Below are 15,232 nucleotides of genomic sequence, written 5' to 3'. Positions count from 1 at the left end.
GGTGTCTACACCCACTCGAGGGCTCCTTTGCGCCACGCATACACGAGACCAAGCACGAGTAGCCCGATGAAGATCGCCATCTCAACGAGACCGACGACCCCGAGTCGGCGCATGATGACCGCCCACGGAAAGAGAAAGACCGCCTCGACGTCGAAGACGACGAACAGCAGGGCGAAGACGTAGTAGGCGATGCGGAACCGAACCCACGGCGTGCCGATGGGCTCCTCACCGCACTCGTACGGGCGGCCCTTCAGGTCACCGGGCTGGTTCGGAGCCATCCATCGGGGCAGTGAGACCAGGATGACGCCCAGCACGATTGCAACGAGCAGAAAGCTCGCGAATACCAGTGACAGGACATCCATCCCTTACCCCCGTTCCGGATGTAGGTGCACTCCGCGACACAACCGGCATCGCAGAGGCAGTTGTGTGGATATACGACGCGGAGGGGGCGCAACCCTGCAATCTCATCACTGCGTTGCATACCGGGTGGTGCCGAGAATGCAAGACGGGGACCCCTGAGGGTCCCCGCTGATGTGTGTGTGGAGCCGACGAGGGGATTCGAACCCCTGACCCCCGCATTACGAGTGCTTCAGGAGCGAGGCCATAAGGGAGCTTTCGCGGGCGCATAGGCACAATCCCGACTGCACCGATGGCTCTAGAGCACACAGCGGAACAGTCAGGCGCAATCAGTTAGACGCATATATAGATGCACGCGAGACACGAGGGGGATGATTGAAGTGCTAGATGAACGAGGAAGATCCTTCGACGAGATCAGGCGCCAGTACCCGGATGCACGCGGTGACTTCGTTTCCGGCTCGAGCATGGATCGTGTATTCCGTCCGGGGAGCACAGTGGTGTTCACATCTCCATCGGCCCCGCTCACCGAAGGGGAACCCGCAGCAGTGCACATCATCGGCGAAGGCTACACGCTCAAGCGGGTACTCCGAGACGGCGATTCGGTAATCCTCCGGCCCGACAGTACCGATCCGGCCTGGCAGGACGATCGCACGCTACCTGCCGCCAGCGTGGACTACATCGCGCCTGTCATTCACTGGCACTCGTACTCATGGTGAAGCCGAACTGGCAACCAGCACGCAGGAAGGCCGCCCTCCGGGGCGGCCTTCCGACTGAGCGGCCCGGGTCGGCAGCATAGGACCTCGCCGCTCACGAATCGGCGCGCGGCTGCCTGCGAGGGCGTGCGCTTCACGCCAGGCGTCGACGTCGATCATGCGACCGACGATGCCGGGGGTGTCACCGGGCGCTGGGATACGATGTGGCGAGATGAGACACGGAGTCGGGGAGTGTCAGGTGACTGAGCGCCTACGTTCGCACCAAGAGGATGAGCTCGCGACCTTGCTAGATCGGTACCGCGACTCGGGCGACCCGTGCATCAAGGTCGACGCTTGGCTACCCGTCCATGACGCGCTGATCGCATCGGGGGTGCTCATCCGTCAGTCGCAATACAAGGACGGCGGTGGCGTGTTGAGACTCACGGACGACGGGATCCACTACTTCGACGAGCAGCGCGTTGCGAAGGCGGTCGCCGAGGCTGAGGTTGCGCGCGCCGAGGCCGAGGCAGCCGAGTCCCGAGCGCAGGAGGCGGAGCGCGCACGGCGCGAGAGCACTCGCTGGCTCCTCGGAGTCCTCGTGGCCTTCGTCATCGCAACCGTCGGCTGGCTCCTGCAGTACTACCTCGGCTAGAAACGAAGAAGCCTCCAGGGGGTGGAGGCTTCAGGGGGGACTTGTTCGTGAACCGAATCTAGCGCTCAGCGGCTTCCGACATGACGCGATCCGCCTGCGCACTGAGTTCCCGACGCAGCTTGGCGGCCTTGTCGCGAGCCGCCGCCTTCTCCTCAGCAGTGCGCGCGACGATGATCCCCTCGGACTCTCTGACCCATCGGTCGTATGTCGCCTTGGAGATTGTCATCGCAGCCTCACGTTCAAAACTCGGAATCCTCTGTAGACATCATACCCCATAACCTCGAACGTCTGGCCCGGCCTGAGAAGGAACTCGGCTTCACCGGGCCTCGCGGAAATCGACTCGACCGGAGCGCCGTGACTCCCCTTCGGCACTGCGACCCTGAGGATCACCGGCACGTCGCCGGTCCGCCTTGCCTGTTCGGCGAAGTCCCATGCGATATCCGCCTCTCTGCTGCTCGATGCGAAGGCGAGATCGGTGAACTCGCTTCCGATCGCCGCACCTGGTCCGCCGACATACCGAGCAGAGAGGCCTCGATACACGACCATTTCGTCGTGGCCGAAGGTCCTCAGCGCCGATTCGATGTGCGCCGCTCGCTCGTCGACCAAGCCGGCACGCAAAGCGGCATTGATCTCCTTGTCCGAGCCGTCGGTGTAGTCCCGGATTGCATTCCACTGCTGGTTCGATAGCGACCTGCGCCACGAGTCGGGATCCGAATGCATGAGCGGACGGCTGCTCGGCCGCTTCACCCTCAGCGCCCGCGGCTGCTCGCTCCCGATCCCGTACGCCTTCTCCCGCTTGGGCTGGCGGGTCAGTCCTTTGGAGTCGCAGTACGACTTGAGCCGCGCCTGACGCTTGCCGAGCTTGAGGCGGGCCTGCGATCGCCAAGCGCGCCTGCCAGCTCGAGAAGCAGAACAAGATTTCAACAAGGCTGGCCGAACTCTTCGCCGCCGCGTCGCTGCCGGCGTTGCCCTTCCCACGACCCCAAGAATCTGGCTAAGTCTTCCGCCGTACCACGTGCCCTAGAACAGCAAGGTTACAGCAAGGTTAGGGGTAGGCGGAGCGATAGTGTCAGTGGTAATCCTCATCCTTCTTCCGCGGCCTCGGATAAGCCGTCACGACGCAGACCGCTATGAGGAGCGCGCCTGCAACCAAGCCGACGAAGACGCCGGCCACAGCCAGTGCGAAGTACGTCACGGAGTGGCCTTGGGTCGTGGCATCATTGCCGTCTTTCCTTTCGTCCGGTGCAGCTCGGGCACGTAGCAGTGCCATCACGCGGGGTGAAGGAACGGCCACACGCATCGCACTGGACGCACATCGGCCAGGCTGTGGTGATCCACACCCGCCCCGCGTCGGCGCTCGAAGGCGCCCTCGGCCCCGGCCTTCTCGGCCGGTCAGGATCTATCTCGTCACGAAGCCGCTGAACGCGCTTCTTGAGATTCGTCCGTTCCCGCTCCGCCTCGAGTTCGTAGACCTTCTCCTGGTGCGCATCTGCCATAGCAGCGACCGCGCACGCCGAACAGAGCCCCACTCGCGCATACCGCGGGGAGACGGATGCCCTGGCGCACCGGGGACATAGCTCAGCCTCAGTGTCGCTTGTGACGCGCTCCAGGAGCTCCTCAATGGTTACGTCTCCCCGCGCGATCGCCTGTTGCTGGGGGACGGTCAGAAGCTCGAAGTACGCGTCGTAGTCGGCCGACATGGCTATGCCAGGATTCCGCCTGCGGGATCCGGTTCAGGCGCCTCTTCGGTCGGTATGACCCACGGGCTGTAGTCGTCCACCGTCGCCGGCGCGGAGAGAGTGACGCCGGCTGCGATGAGTGCGGTCCACTTGCCACCGCGGTAAGCCCGCGGCCTCGGGGCTCCGGATGCGCCCATGCCGACGCCCCGAGGCCGCGGAGCATCATCGACCGCGACCCGCGGGCGGCTCCATATGTCGACCGCATCGGAACAGCCGTCGTCCGCCTGCCTCGCGCAAAGAGCGAGAACAGCAAGGGGATTCAGATGCACAGCGTGGTCTCCGACCGAGATTTCGAACGCGGCTATCATCAGCTCTGAGACCGCCTCCAGCTCCTCCGCGATCGGCACCACAGACTGCCATGCGGCGAGTGAATCCGCGTCGATCGCGTTCGGGTCCGTGTTTGGATCCACGACGCCCACCGCGTCGTGGAGGGATTGAGCGACGCTGTTGTACCTGGTCGACAGGTGCGAGAAGGTCTCACGGATCGGGTAAGCCGCCGACGCTTCGCGGTACGCCAGAGACTCCGCCCGGTCGCGCGTGTCGTTGAAGTTGCCAACCCTCAACTGGTGCAGCGTAAGGGCCGCCTCCAGTGCCGCCGCGGCGTCCTGGTGCAAGGCCATGACGAGGCTGTCAGTTGCGGCGTCAACGAGCGCGGCAGCCGTGGGGATCGCATCGAAGGCTGCGAAGATGCCCCGAACGTCCTCCGGCGTCTCGAATCCCGCAGTGTCGAAGTCATCGAGCAACGAGCGGAAGCCCCTCAAGTCGTCTTGGATCCTCATCAGCGATCTCCCTCCTTCGCGGGCAGACCCATGGCCGCCCTCATCTGTGCTGCTCTCTTGGCTTCAGTCTCGCTTTGCTCTGGCTCGAGCCAGTCCGGGCGCTCCCCCTCGAAACACGTGTGCGGCGTGCGTGGTCGCGGCTCCTCCGCCGGCGGTAGTCCCATGGCCTTGCGAATCTCGTCTGACACGCTCCACCCTCTCTCGTTGCCTTGGCTTAGCTCTATAGGGGCTGTCACTACCGGCCGTCCTCTATGCGGGCCCATACGGACGCCAGGCGCCGATCTGCTCCGGACATCCTGCGTATCTCGCACAGCTCGACGATCCGTGAAGCGACCCGATCGCCGAGGCGCCGGGACAGGTCATCTGGAGCCAGGTTCGAGGTGACGATCAACCGGGGCCCGTCTTCGCCTCGCTCATACACCGCGTTCACGAGCTCGAAGATGGACGCGATCACCCACTCAGTAGGCTTCTCGGCCCCGAGGTCATCGAGCACCAACACGTCCCGGTACGCGAGATCCGAGCATGCCAGCGGGGCAGCACCTCCGTTGAAGCTGGTTCGAATTTCGGCGAGCCACTCCCCCACGCTCAGCCATGCGCAGCAATAGCCGTCGACCACCGCGCGGCGCATCATGCCAGCGGCGGCATGCGTCTTCCCGACCCCGACAGGTCCGTGAACGTAGAGCCCGAGATCAGCAGGCAACATGAATTCGGTATCCGCCTGCCGGAAGCGCGCCGGTATGTCGCGAAGCTGGTCTCGGATCCGTTCGGCGTGATCGGCTCTAGCCCCCACCACGTCCCGCTCGACAGCCTCCGTGAACACACCGTTCGGGTATCGAGCGCGTAGCCTGGCGATCTCCGCCTCGAGGGCGTCCTGCGTCGATCTCGGGACTCGCCTCGCGCTCATCGCCCGTCACCGGACCCCTCCGCGGGGTAGGTCTGCTCTGGGTACGTCTGGGTACGTCTGGGAGGCACGCCCCCAGCACTGCCCCCAGCACTGCCCCCAGCACTGCCCCCAGCACTGCCCCCAGCACTGCCGCCAGCACTGCCGCTGGCACTGCCGCTGGCACCTCTGGCGGCACGTTCCAGCTCAGCCTTGCGGAGCGCCTTCGCCCTCTGTGAGTTGCTCCGGGCCAATATCTCCTCGCGGCTGCTCTGGTGCTCCAGATAGTTGACCACCACGTAGCCGTCATCGGTCTTCGCAAGGTAGCCGACGCGGACCAGCTCGGCGAGTGCCCGCGGGTCATGGCAGGGCGCGATCCGAGCAACGGCGGCAGCCGGGATGAATCCATCAGTCCGCTGTGAATCGCAGTAGCACAGGATCAGCGTGAAGAGCCCGATCGCCGTGATGTAGACCTCTGAGTCGAGGTCCAGGGTCTTGCTGTGCGTGCCGATGCCCGTGTCAATCCTCACGTACGGGCTCATGCGCGCCTTCCCCTCGGGTCCGTGGATGCGCCGGCAGTGCGCACGAGCGGCATATCCTGACGTTCGGGCAGTTCACGGCCCGCTTGCCCGCGCATGAAGGCTACTCGGCGCCCGTCGATCTCTTCGTCTGGCCAGCCGATCCGCTCTGCCCACGTGGGCTCCATGTGCGCGGTGCGCTCTATCCGCGCGAGGATCTCGTTACCCCTGCACATCGTCGGCCACCTCCTCTCCTACCGTGGCGCCGATCGCCGCGAGATAGGAGCGCGTGACGATTCGCCACGACCGGCCCCGCCGATACGCACCGGGCACGCGGCCGGCGTCGAGCTCGGCGCGCAGAGTGCGCTCGTCGACGCGCTCGAACGCTGCGAGCTCGGCGACCGTAGCCACGTCCGGGAGATCCGCAATGCAGACGGTCGCCTCACGCGTGCGCGGCATCGGCACTCACGTCCTCCAGCAGCGCCGCCGGGTCGCCGGTCCAGCCGAGAGCGGCGGCCAGCTTCTCGAGTTGAATCGGGTACGGCCTGAGCCGCCCGCTCTCGATCTGCGACACGGTTGGGGCAGCAAGTCCCGAACGCCGCGCGAGCTCAGACTGGCTCCAGGGCGGCGCCTTCCTCTTTCGCTCTGTCGTCATCCTCAACACCTCTTCACCTCTCCCTTGCACTCGCTAACACTAACGGTAATAATCAGACTATGACTTCCGCCGCCCGTGGCTAGAAGTGAAGGATGAGGAACTTTGATGGCGCCCAAGAAGCCTTCAGCAGCAACACGACACGACCGCATTCTGGACAGTCTGGAGCGGGGTGTGCGTGCCGAGCTCTGGCAGGCAGTCGGTCTCGAGCAACCCCTTCAACGGCCACAGCTGCATGGCTGGGTATTCGACCGAGAGCGTTTGCAGGAGAGCGCGGGCGAGCGTCTGACGTTGGACGTTCCGGTGATCCGCCCTGTGCGCGCGGACATTCTCAAGGAGTGGGGGCGGGTGCGAGTGAGCGCAACCCTAGACCGCCGGGAACTCGACGCGCTCGAGCATGCGGGAGATCCCGCACCACTCCAGGCGGCCTTCTACTTCCGCCGGGACGTATTCGCCAGCGTCTACCTTTCAGACGACACGAACACATGGGCGGGTGGGGCGCGCTGGGGTGAGGCCCGGCGTGCATCGGTGGCCGCTCCGCTTGCGCTTGTAGCCCTCGCGGTCACCGATGTCTGCGCCGCCACGGGCTGTTCCGGCTGGCAGGCGACGGGCTTCCTACTGTGTGGAGATCGTTTCCCGCGGGCGGAGATGCGGGGCGTCTTCCGCATCCCTGGCGGAATGCACTTGTGGGCACCGGACCCCGACATGACCGCTGAACAGCTTGCCGCGGAGTACGCCCAAGCGCGCCAGCAGGTCGGTCTCTCCAAGCGCGCGCGTGGTCTATCAGGGCACACCTCGGACCTGGTGGACCTTGTTCAGAAGATGCGCCCGGCGGCAACTTGGACAGAGGTCTACGAGCGATGGAACAGGGAGCGCCCGGAGAGCGCCTACGCGAACCCCGACAGCCTCAGGCGGTCGTATGCAGCCACGCTGGAGGCTCGCCGGGCTCGTGGCATGGTCGACAGCAACTCAGATGAAAGGAGGTGAAACCAATGACACAGACAACAACACGTAGACCCAAGGGCGCCGGCACTCTCCGGCACTTGGGCGGCGATCGCTACCGTTTCCAGGTCAAGGAGCGAGGCGTCACGCTCTCTCGTGTCTTCACCGCCAAGAACGGCACCGAAGCCGAGAAGGCGCTACCGGCGATCCGGCTCGAGCTCGTGGCCGATCATGCCCGCAAGAAGGACGCAGCGTACCTGGAGCGCGAGGTCCGCCAGGGCTGGACCGTCGAGCGCTACTCACAGCACTACATGGCCGTGTGGGCGCCGCATCATCTGGCCGACACAACCCGGGCGCGCTATCAGTCCATCTTCACTCACAACGTGATTCCCCACATCGGACGCGTGCGCATGTGCGAGGTCACGCAGTCGACGCTCACCGGCCTGTACGTGGCCCTCGGTTCGGCGAACGCCCGCAAGCATGGAGGTTCAGGAGCGCTGGCCAATAAGACGATCGCCACCGTGCACGCCGTGATGCGAGCCCTCTTCGCCTTCGCGGTCGACGATCAACATGATTTCACGACCAACCCGGCAATCGGCAAGCACGTACTCCCCAAGGACTTGGGTACACCCTCGCGACCGCGCCCGGCCGTCGACGTGGCGGCCGTGGAGGCCCTTGTAGCCCTCAGCGGTACCGACGCCCCACACATCGCCGTCCCGGTGCTCCTGAGCGCTTACCTGGGCACTCGACGCGGGGAGACGGTAGGGCTTCGCTGGGAGGACGTGAACTTCGTGAATGGCGCGATCACCGTCCGCCGCTCCATCTCCTACACGAAGGAGGACGGTCTCCGCGTCAAGGAGACAAAGACCGGCAAGCAGCGCACGATCCCTCTGGATCCGCACACGCTGGCGGAGCTGAAGCGTATCCAGCGCGAGCAACGACGCGAGCGAGTACGCCTCGGTGAAGGATGGCGTGGTGCGAGCTCGCCGGCGGGAGACTACATCGCGGCGGATCCAGACGGCGCCGTGATGCGGCCGGATACCTTCGGACTCGCGTTCCGTACGTTCTGCAAGCAGCACAAGATCACCGGCATGACGCCGCACCTGCTGCGGCACGCCTGGGTGTCGCAGATGATCGCGCTGGGCTTTGACGCAGTGACGATCGCCGCCATGTCCGGGCACTCCCCGGATGTGCTTCTGCGCATCTACGCCCACGCGTTCGACGCAGGCAAGCGCACTGCTATGGAGGCCCTCGCCGAGGCGAGAAGGGCCGCCCGCGCGGTACAATAGATGCGCGATCAGGTGCACTTCACAACCGTACAGCACAAACAAAAGCGGGAACCCGAAGGTTCCCGCAGGTAAGACATGGAGCCGACGAGGGGATTCGAACCCCTGACCCCCGCATTACGAGTGCGGTGCTCTGGCCAGCTGAGCTACGTCGGCATATCCGGTTGTCACGCTGGCGGAGCTTCTCCACCTGTACCGCCCGATCCCGGGCGACGCTTCCTGCGTCGGCGGCTCGCCTTAGGGGCACCGCCTTCTCCTGCCGCAGCCGCCGGCTTGTCGGCCTGCGGTGCTTTCGCGCGCTCTGGCTGCGCAGGCGCTGCCGCGCCACCTGCAGCTCCCTCTCCGCCCCCGCGTCCTCCGCGACGACGGCGCTTGCGGCCCTCGCCCTTGGGCGCGTCTGCCGGCTTATCGGCGGGGCGCTCCGCAGACTGCGCGGGCTTGCGTTCGCCGCCACCCGACCTGGGTCGCGGTGCCGGCTTCGGCGGCGCGGCTGCAGCTTCCTCTTCGCGGTCAAGCGCCGCGAATGCAAGTGCCGTACCGGTACCGCCGGCTTCCTCAAGCACCTCTCGGCTGACCGAACACGGACAGCCGGTGCCTTTGGAACACGTCATCCCCGCGAGCGGGACGGTGACGCGCTTGCCATCCTCGAACTTCATGCCGATCGTCTCGCGCGGCGTGTGCAGCTCGGCGACCTTCGCGAGGCCCAGTGGGGTCTCTATGATCGCTCCGCGCTTCGGCGCCCGTGACTTGAAGTCCTTGTACGCCTCGAACTCATAGCGCAAACAGCACATGAGTCTGCCGCACAGTCCCGAGATTTTCAAGGGGTTTAGCGGCAGGTCTTGTTCCTTTGCCATACGAATCGATACCGGCTGAAACTCGCCGCCGAAACGGACGCAGCACAACTGCTCGCCGCAGTGCCCGAGACCGCCCACCATTCGGGCCTCATCGCGGACGCCGACCTGACGCATGTCGATGCGCGCCTTGAACCGCGCAGCGAGGTCCTTGACCAGCTCACGGAAGTCGACGCGCTCTTCGGCGACGAAGTAGAAGACTATCTTGTCGCCCCCGAACATGTACTCGACGTCGATGGGCTTCATATCGAGCTTGTACGAGTTTATGAGCTCGCGGAAGGCTGGCATCGCCTCGCGCTCCTTGCCCTCAAGCTCCTCCTGATAGGAGAAGTCCTCGGGTCCGGCGACGCGCATGACCGGCTTCAACGGCGCGGTGAGCTGGGAAGGCTCCACGTCGTGAGGTGCGGCCGAGACGAGTCCGATCTCTATTCCACGCTCTGTATCGACGATCACCGAGTCGCCCTCTTCGGGCGTCGTGCCGGCCGGGTCGAACCAGAGCTGCTTGGGTGCGTAACGCAGCTTCACTCCCACTACCGTGGGCATCGCAACACCTCTCGAATATCGAAAAGCATGGCCTCGATGGCCAGCTGGGGGCTCACATTATACGAGATGCGCCGCCGAGCATCGTTGACGGCGTTCAAAGCGGTCACCGCGGCACCCGGAGTGATGATCGCGCCGACCTTTTCCATGGAGTCCATGACGTCACGATTGACGACGAGATCGTCGACTCCTTGGGCGATCACGAGACAGTCGCGCAACCAGCTCTCGGCCACATTGAGAACCTCGCCCACGCCCTCACGCTCGCGAGCGGTGAGTTCGCGCTTGTGCCGGTCCTCGAGCTGCTTGCTGCCGCCTTTACCGAGATAGTCGGCCCGTTCCTTGAACTCCGCGGTCTGCACCGCTTTGACCTCTTCGAGCGGTGCCTTGACCACGGTGAGCAACTCCCGCGCCGCCATGAGTACGTCGAGGTCATCGGCGAAGCACAGGTCGGCGAGGATGCGCAGGATGGCCGCGCGGGCTTCTCGGCGGGCGGGGCTGGCGAGGAAGTCCTTGGCGCGGGCGACCACGCCCCCCGCAGCTGCAAGCGCGGCGGCGGCCTCCTCGGGATCCGCGCCGGTCTTGGCGACTAGGATCGCCGCAGACTCCGATGGCGGGATGCGGCGAAAGCGCACGACCTGACAGCGAGACGAGATCGTGGGCAGCACGGCGTCGAAGGAGTGAGCCATCAAGACGATGATGACGTCGTCGGGCGGCTCCTCAAGCGTCTTGAGGAATGCGTTGGCCGACGCGTCGTTGAACAGGTCGGCGCTCTTGACGAGGTAGACCTTGTGCTTGCCATCGATCGGCGCGAGGCTCACGTCGTGAATGATGTCCTCGATCTGCTCCTTGAGAAAGCCAGCAGCGCCCTCCGGTTCGATGAGGTGAACGTCGGGGTGGGCACCTCGGCGAATTCGATAACACTCGCCGCACGTACCGCAACCGTCGTCATCACAGATGATCGCGCACGCAAGCGACTTGGCTGCGGTCCCCTTACCCGAACCAGGCGGCCCTACGAACAGGTACGCGTGACTGACCTTGTGCGACTCGACCGCGGCGCGCAGGAAGCCACCGACCCGCTCCTGGCCGACGAGGTCGTCGAAGACGCAGGGGCTCACAGCTCGGCCCCAAGCACGTGGGCAAGCGCGGGCAGGTCGGCGAGGGCGGCCGCGACCCGCACCGCGACGGAATCGATCTCGCCGGCAGCGTCAACCACCCGCACGCGAGCTGGCTCCTCGCGCGCGATCGCGAGAAAGCCCGCGCGGACACGCTCGTGAAACGCGAGGTCCTCGGCTTCAAGACGATCGGTGGCATCGGTGGTGGCTCGGGCGATACCGAGCGCCGGCTCGATATCGAGTAGGACGGTGCGGTCCGGTACGAGGCCGCCGGTCGCAGCGCGGTTGAGCGAGGCGACCTGCGCCAGGTCGATGCCGCGAGCGTGACCCTGGTAGGCGGTGGTCGAGTCGTAGAAGCGGTCGCACAGGACCACCTCGCCGGCCTCAAGTGCGGGCTCGATGACCTCGGCGACGATCTGCGCGCGTGCGGCTTCGTACAGCAGCAGCTCGGCCACGTCGTCGAGACCGGTGTTGGCGGGGTCAAGCAGGATCGCGCGGACGGCCTCACCCACGGTCGTGCCGCCCGGTTCGCGCAACGAGCGCACGCGCAGCCCCGCGGCTTCGAGCCGATGAGCGAGCGCTGTGAGCTGCGTCGACTTGCCGCAGCCCTCCCCGCCCTCAAAGGTGATGAGCACGCCGCGATCGCTCATGACCGCTCTCCATGCTCGGCGCGCCACTCCGCCGGCGCGAGTGCGTAGAGGTCCGCGCCGGTCGCATCGACGGCGACGAACGCCGGGAAGTCGTTGAGTGTCAGCCGCACGAGGGCTTCGGTGCCGAGGTCGTCGAATGCGACCGGCTCGGCGGCCACGACGTGGGCGCCGAGCAGCGCCGCGGCGCCGCCCACCGCCGCGAAGTACACACTGCCCGTCGCGGCGAACGCGGCGCGCGCGGATTCGGAGCGCGCTCCCTTGCCGATGGTCGCGACGATGCCGGCCGCGAGCAGCGCGGGGGTGGCCGCATCCATGCGGCCGGCGGTGGTCGGCCCCACCGAGCCGGCCGGATAGCCGTCGACGGCCGGCGTAGGGCCGGCGTAGAAGAGCACGTGCCCGGCAAGACCGTGCGGGAGTTCGCCCGCCTCGGCGAGTGCGGCGAGCAGCCGCTCGTGCCCGACGTCACGCGCGGTGTAGACGGGACCGGAGAGCAGCACCTCGTCGCCGACTGCAAGCAACGCGAGCGATTCGCGCGACACGGGCAGCTCGATGCGGATCGCCTCAGACATGCGCGGCCTCCTCGGCGGGTAGCTCGCATTGCTCGGCCTGGCGCCAGTCGAGCGTCTTGAACGCGTAAGCGGCAGCAGCGATGACGATGGCCGAAGCCACCCACAGCGTGATGCGCGGGCCGGTGAGGTACACCTCGTCGTAGGGAACGCCTGAACGCGCCACCACGTTGCGGATGATGCCGGCAACGACGTCCCCGAGCGGCGCCATCACGATCATGGAGAGCAGAAGCGACACCCGAATCACCGATTCCTGCGCCGTGAACACACGGCCGCGGATCGAGTCTTCGGTGGTTCTGACCACGTAACTGTTGCCCGCGACGGTCAGTGTCGCGATACACGCGCCTGCGAACATGGTGAAGATGCAAGCGATCCAGTACTGCTGAACGCTCGCGAACCCGAGCATCGACACGCCGAACGTGGCGACGCTGCCCGCGAAGAGAAGCTGCAACCTCAGACGCCGCTCCACCTGCGGCACGATGAGCGCGCCGAGAACCATGCCGATCGCCAAGCAGACCAGCACAAACGTCTGACGCGAGCCAACGAGCGCGGCGAGCGCGGGGATGCCCGCCAACAGCGGGATGCCTCCGAACAGGTTGCCGCTCTCCTCGGCGATGTAGACGATGCCGACCGGGATGATCGCGCCGCCGCCGAGTATCGCAAGCCCGATGACGAGCAGCAGGCTCCGCAGTTCGACGTGTGCGCGCAGGAAGCGGAACGAGTCGAGCACGTCCTTGCCGAGCAGCGACAGGTCGAGCGGTCCGGTCGCGCTGGCCGGTTTCGCCTTGACCGCGATGAGCGCGACCATCGTTGCGGAGAAGATGAAGGTGAACGAGTCGAGGATGACGCCAGCTCGCTCGCCGAGAAGCGCGGGTGCAAACACGCCCACGAACCGTGTGATGATCGGCAGCCCAGCACCGAGCACCCATCGCACGAGCGCTTCGAAGCCGGCGAGGATGGCGGCCACCGCTGAGAGCCCCACGACCATGCTGGCCTGCTGCGTCGTGTAGGAGAGCCCGTTTGCGGCCGTGATGTCGTTCTCGTCAACGAGGTACGGGATGAGCGCGTTGCGTGCCGGCCAGAAGAACAGCGACGCCGTCTCCATGAGCAGCACGACGGCGTAAATGACCCACAGCGAGTTCGTCCAGACGAGCGCGAGCGCAAGCACCATACGCACCAGGTCGGCCGTGATCATGACCTTGCGCCGGTCGAAGCGATCCACCAGTACTCCGGTGAACGAGCTCAGAATGAGCGCAGGGACGATCTTTGCGATGAGGATTCCGGCGACAGCGAACGACGAGCCGCCGGACAGCTTGGTGACGAGTGGCATGAGGAAGCCGATGACGAGCCAGTCGCCGATGCCGCTGACGAACTGCGCGTACCACAGCCGCCGGAAGCCTTTGTTGCGAAGCAGGCGCCGATACCCTCCCTTGTTGGAGGCTTTCGGCGGCGCGCAATCCGGCTGCGGCGCGGCGAGCGCATCGCTCACGCGCCCACCTCCACGCTGACCGAGCGGATCGCCGAGCACCCAAGGTTGACCGCAACCGGAAGTGCGGCGATGTGGCATGGTGCGGTCGCGACGTGCACCGCGAGCGCGGTCGTGTCGCCGCCCAGGCCTGCCGGGCCGATACCGGTCGCGTTGACGGCGGCCAACAGTTCGGCCTCGAACGCAGCAAGCTCAGTGCTGGCCGCTGCGCTTCCGATCTCGCGCAGCAGCGCCTTCTTCGCGAGACCGCCGACCTTGTCGAACGTAGCGCCCACGCCCACGCCCACAAGAAGCGGAGGGCACGCGCCGGTGGCCTTCCGTGCGACGGCCTCGAGCACGACCTGCATCACGCCCTCGCGCCCTGCACTGGGCACCAGCATCTCGATACGGCTCGCGTTGTCGCTGCCACCGCCCTTGAGCATCACGTGCACCGTGGCGCCGGTACCAGCGCGCGCACCGGTGACGATATCGACGAACGCCGGTGTGTTGTCGCGGGTGTTCTCACGGTCGAAGAGCGCGTCGCGCACGACGCTCATGCGCAAGTTCGCCGCCGCGTACGCCTGCGCGACCGCGGCGTCGATCGCGGCCTGCACGTCACCTGAGATGCTCTCGTCGGCGCCGAGCTCGATGCGCACCCACACGGTGCCTGTGTCCTGGCACAGCGGCATCGCGTCGCGCTCTGCGAGACAGGCGTTGTCGAGCAGCTGCGTCAGGACCGCCCGTCCGCGCGGTGAGCGCTCGTGTTCGGCGGCCTCGCGAAGCGCCACGAGGGCGTCGGGTCGCAATGAGGCCGCCGCTTGGGGGATGGCCGCGCGGACAGCGTCCGCGATGATCGCCGAGGCGAGCACGCTACCCCCGGAGTCCGAGCGAGTCGAGCGCCTCGGCGATCGTCGCTGCGGACGCTTGGAGCGCTTCGCGCTCCTGGGCGGTCACCGGGAGCTCGACGACACCGAGCACGCCGTCGCGCCCGAGCCGAGCGGGGACGCTCATGTAGACGTCGGCGATGCCGTACTCCCCCGACAGGTACGCGCAGGTGGGCAGCGTCTCGCCGGTGTCGCCGAGTACGGCACGCACCATCGAGACGACGCTTGCGGCGGGCGCGTAGAACGCCGAGCCGGTCTTGAGCAGCGCGACGACCTCGGCGCCGCCGAAGATCGTGCGCTCGACAAGCGCGGCGACGTCATCGGCGGGAAGCAACTCGGTCAGAGGCTGGCCGGCAACGGTCGAGAAGCGGGGCATGGGCACCATCGCATCGCCGTGTGCCGCCATAGCGAGCGCATCGATATCGGTGATGGCGGCGCCGGTCTTCTCCGCGATGGCGTAGGCGAAACGCGCCGAGTCGAGGACACCGCCCATGCCGAAGATCCGATTCGTCGGAAAGCCACAGACGTTCTTGGCGAGGTAGGTCATCACGTCGAGCGGGTTGGTGACGCAGATGATGATCGCGTCGGGCGAGGCCGCAGCCACCTGGCCGATCACGCTCTCGACTATCGCGCGGTTAGCCGCGAGCAGATCGTCGCGGGTCATGCC

Annotated in this window: 19 protein-coding genes and 1 tRNA gene; 4 read left to right on the top strand and 16 right to left on the bottom strand. The window is 66.2% G+C overall.

Annotated elements, in window-relative coordinates:
• Positions 1–5: 5 nt before the first annotated feature.
• On the bottom strand, positions 6–362 hold the full coding sequence (ndhC, locus tag HGB10_07320; protein NTU71610.1) for an NAD(P)H-quinone oxidoreductase subunit 3: 357 nt from the start codon (positions 360–362) through the stop codon (positions 6–8).
• A gap of 375 nt (positions 363–737) precedes the next feature.
• Between ndhC and HGB10_07315 the strand changes: the two genes are divergently transcribed.
• On the top strand, positions 738–1,073 hold the full coding sequence (locus HGB10_07315) for a S24 family peptidase (GenBank protein ID NTU71609.1): 336 nt from the start codon (positions 738–740) through the stop codon (positions 1,071–1,073).
• Between the two features lie 235 nt (positions 1,074–1,308).
• Positions 1,309–1,701, top strand: a complete 393-nt coding sequence (locus HGB10_07310; GenBank protein ID NTU71608.1) for a hypothetical protein — start codon at positions 1,309–1,311, stop codon at positions 1,699–1,701.
• 58 nt (positions 1,702–1,759) lie between these two features.
• Here the strand turns inward: HGB10_07310 and HGB10_07305 are convergent, their stop codons facing one another.
• From HGB10_07305 to HGB10_07275, 7 genes are all read right to left on the bottom strand, one after another.
• Entirely contained in the window at positions 1,760–1,927 is a 168-nt protein-coding gene (locus tag HGB10_07305; GenBank protein ID NTU71607.1) for a hypothetical protein, read from the bottom strand.
• Positions 1,924–2,421 carry a hypothetical protein gene (locus HGB10_07300; protein ID NTU71606.1) on the bottom strand — a complete coding sequence of 166 codons (498 nt, stop codon included), beginning with the start codon at positions 2,419–2,421 and terminating at the stop codon, positions 1,924–1,926. Before HGB10_07300 ends, HGB10_07305 begins: the two co-directional genes overlap by 4 nt.
• Before the next feature lie 982 nt (positions 2,422–3,403).
• Entirely contained in the window at positions 3,404–4,219 is an 816-nt protein-coding gene (locus HGB10_07295) for a hypothetical protein (GenBank protein NTU71605.1), read from the bottom strand.
• Between the two features lie 235 nt (positions 4,220–4,454).
• Entirely contained in the window at positions 4,455–5,123 is a 669-nt protein-coding gene (locus tag HGB10_07290) for an ATP-binding protein (GenBank protein ID NTU71604.1), read from the bottom strand.
• A complete protein-coding gene (locus tag HGB10_07285; protein NTU71603.1) occupies positions 5,120–5,641 on the bottom strand; it encodes a hypothetical protein in 522 nt (173 codons plus the stop codon). Before HGB10_07285 ends, HGB10_07290 begins: the two co-directional genes overlap by 4 nt.
• Before the next feature lie 198 nt (positions 5,642–5,839).
• A complete protein-coding gene (locus HGB10_07280; GenBank protein NTU71602.1) occupies positions 5,840–6,076 on the bottom strand; it encodes a helix-turn-helix domain-containing protein in 237 nt (78 codons plus the stop codon).
• Complete coding sequence (locus HGB10_07275) at positions 6,060–6,281, bottom strand: helix-turn-helix transcriptional regulator (GenBank protein NTU71601.1); 222 nt, start codon at positions 6,279–6,281, stop codon at positions 6,060–6,062. The genes HGB10_07280 and HGB10_07275 overlap by 17 nt, the downstream gene beginning before the upstream one ends.
• Positions 6,282–6,377: 96 nt before the next feature.
• On the opposite strand from HGB10_07275, the gene HGB10_07270 reads away from it, so the two are divergent.
• Together HGB10_07270 and HGB10_07265 are read left to right on the top strand one after the other, a co-directional pair.
• Positions 6,378–7,256 (top strand): hypothetical protein, encoded by an 879-nt coding sequence (locus tag HGB10_07270; protein ID NTU71600.1) that lies wholly within the window; start codon positions 6,378–6,380, stop codon positions 7,254–7,256.
• 5 nt (positions 7,257–7,261) lie between these two features.
• Entirely contained in the window at positions 7,262–8,500 is a 1,239-nt protein-coding gene (locus HGB10_07265) for a site-specific integrase (GenBank protein ID NTU71599.1), read from the top strand.
• Between the two features lie 76 nt (positions 8,501–8,576).
• On the opposite strand, the gene HGB10_07260 is transcribed toward HGB10_07265, so the two are convergent.
• The 8 genes from HGB10_07260 to HGB10_07225 form a co-directional block, all read right to left on the bottom strand.
• Positions 8,577–8,653: transfer RNA gene (locus tag HGB10_07260), tRNA-Thr, on the bottom strand.
• A gap of 11 nt (positions 8,654–8,664) precedes the next feature.
• Positions 8,665–9,891, bottom strand: a complete 1,227-nt coding sequence (locus HGB10_07255) for a stage 0 sporulation family protein (protein NTU71598.1) — start codon at positions 9,889–9,891, stop codon at positions 8,665–8,667.
• The gene (locus tag HGB10_07250) at positions 9,879–11,003 is read right to left on the bottom strand and encodes an AAA family ATPase (GenBank protein ID NTU71597.1); all 1,125 of its coding nucleotides are present in this window, start codon (positions 11,001–11,003) and stop codon (positions 9,879–9,881) included. The genes HGB10_07255 and HGB10_07250 overlap by 13 nt, the downstream gene beginning before the upstream one ends.
• Positions 11,000–11,650 carry a dTMP kinase gene (locus tag HGB10_07245; GenBank protein ID NTU71596.1) on the bottom strand — a complete coding sequence of 217 codons (651 nt, stop codon included), beginning with the start codon at positions 11,648–11,650 and terminating at the stop codon, positions 11,000–11,002. Before HGB10_07245 ends, HGB10_07250 begins: the two co-directional genes overlap by 4 nt.
• Positions 11,647–12,219: a TRZ/ATZ family protein gene (locus HGB10_07240; GenBank protein NTU71595.1), complete on the bottom strand. Its 573-nt coding sequence runs from the start codon at positions 12,217–12,219 to the stop codon at positions 11,647–11,649. Before HGB10_07240 ends, HGB10_07245 begins: the two co-directional genes overlap by 4 nt.
• Positions 12,212–13,705, bottom strand: coding sequence for an MFS transporter (locus HGB10_07235; protein NTU71594.1), 1,494 nt, complete (start codon positions 13,703–13,705; stop codon positions 12,212–12,214). The genes HGB10_07240 and HGB10_07235 overlap by 8 nt, the downstream gene beginning before the upstream one ends.
• Positions 13,702–14,550, bottom strand: coding sequence for a fumarate hydratase (locus HGB10_07230; GenBank protein NTU71593.1), 849 nt, complete (start codon positions 14,548–14,550; stop codon positions 13,702–13,704). The genes HGB10_07235 and HGB10_07230 overlap by 4 nt, the downstream gene beginning before the upstream one ends.
• A gap of 1 nt (position 14,551) precedes the next feature.
• On the bottom strand, positions 14,552–15,232 hold a 681-nt coding region (locus tag HGB10_07225; protein NTU71592.1), incomplete at its 5' end, for a malate dehydrogenase.

Source organism: Coriobacteriia bacterium, assembly GCA_013334745.1.
Classification (GTDB): domain Bacteria; phylum Actinomycetota; class Coriobacteriia; order Anaerosomatales; family JAAXUF01; genus JAAXWY01.
Note: the sequence above shows the minus strand (reverse complement) of the source record. Positions and strands in the feature narration are given on the sequence as shown.

Bases quoted from the DNA above. Each gene is read 5' to 3' on its own strand.
- ndhC (NTU71610.1), bottom strand. From the start codon at position 362: ATGGATGTCCTGTCACTGGTATTCGCGAGCTTTCTGCTCGTTGCAATC.
- HGB10_07305 (NTU71607.1), bottom strand. From the start codon at position 1,927: ATGACAATCTCCAAGGCGACATACGACCGATGGGTCAGAGAGTCCGAG.
- HGB10_07300 (NTU71606.1), bottom strand. From the start codon at position 2,421: ATGCATTCGGATCCCGACTCGTGGCGCAGGTCGCTATCGAACCAGCAG.
- HGB10_07295 (NTU71605.1), bottom strand. From the start codon at position 4,219: ATGAGGATCCAAGACGACTTGAGGGGCTTCCGCTCGTTGCTCGATGAC.
- HGB10_07290 (NTU71604.1), bottom strand. From the start codon at position 5,123: ATGAGCGCGAGGCGAGTCCCGAGATCGACGCAGGACGCCCTCGAGGCG.
- HGB10_07285 (NTU71603.1), bottom strand. From the start codon at position 5,641: ATGAGCCCGTACGTGAGGATTGACACGGGCATCGGCACGCACAGCAAG.
- HGB10_07280 (NTU71602.1), bottom strand. From the start codon at position 6,076: ATGCCGCGCACGCGTGAGGCGACCGTCTGCATTGCGGATCTCCCGGAC.
- HGB10_07270 (NTU71600.1), top strand. From the start codon at position 6,378: ATGGCGCCCAAGAAGCCTTCAGCAGCAACACGACACGACCGCATTCTG.
- HGB10_07265 (NTU71599.1), top strand. From the start codon at position 7,262: ATGACACAGACAACAACACGTAGACCCAAGGGCGCCGGCACTCTCCGG.
- HGB10_07255 (NTU71598.1), bottom strand. From the start codon at position 9,891: ATGCCCACGGTAGTGGGAGTGAAGCTGCGTTACGCACCCAAGCAGCTC.
- HGB10_07245 (NTU71596.1), bottom strand. From the start codon at position 11,650: ATGAGCGATCGCGGCGTGCTCATCACCTTTGAGGGCGGGGAGGGCTGC.
- HGB10_07240 (NTU71595.1), bottom strand. From the start codon at position 12,219: ATGTCTGAGGCGATCCGCATCGAGCTGCCCGTGTCGCGCGAATCGCTC.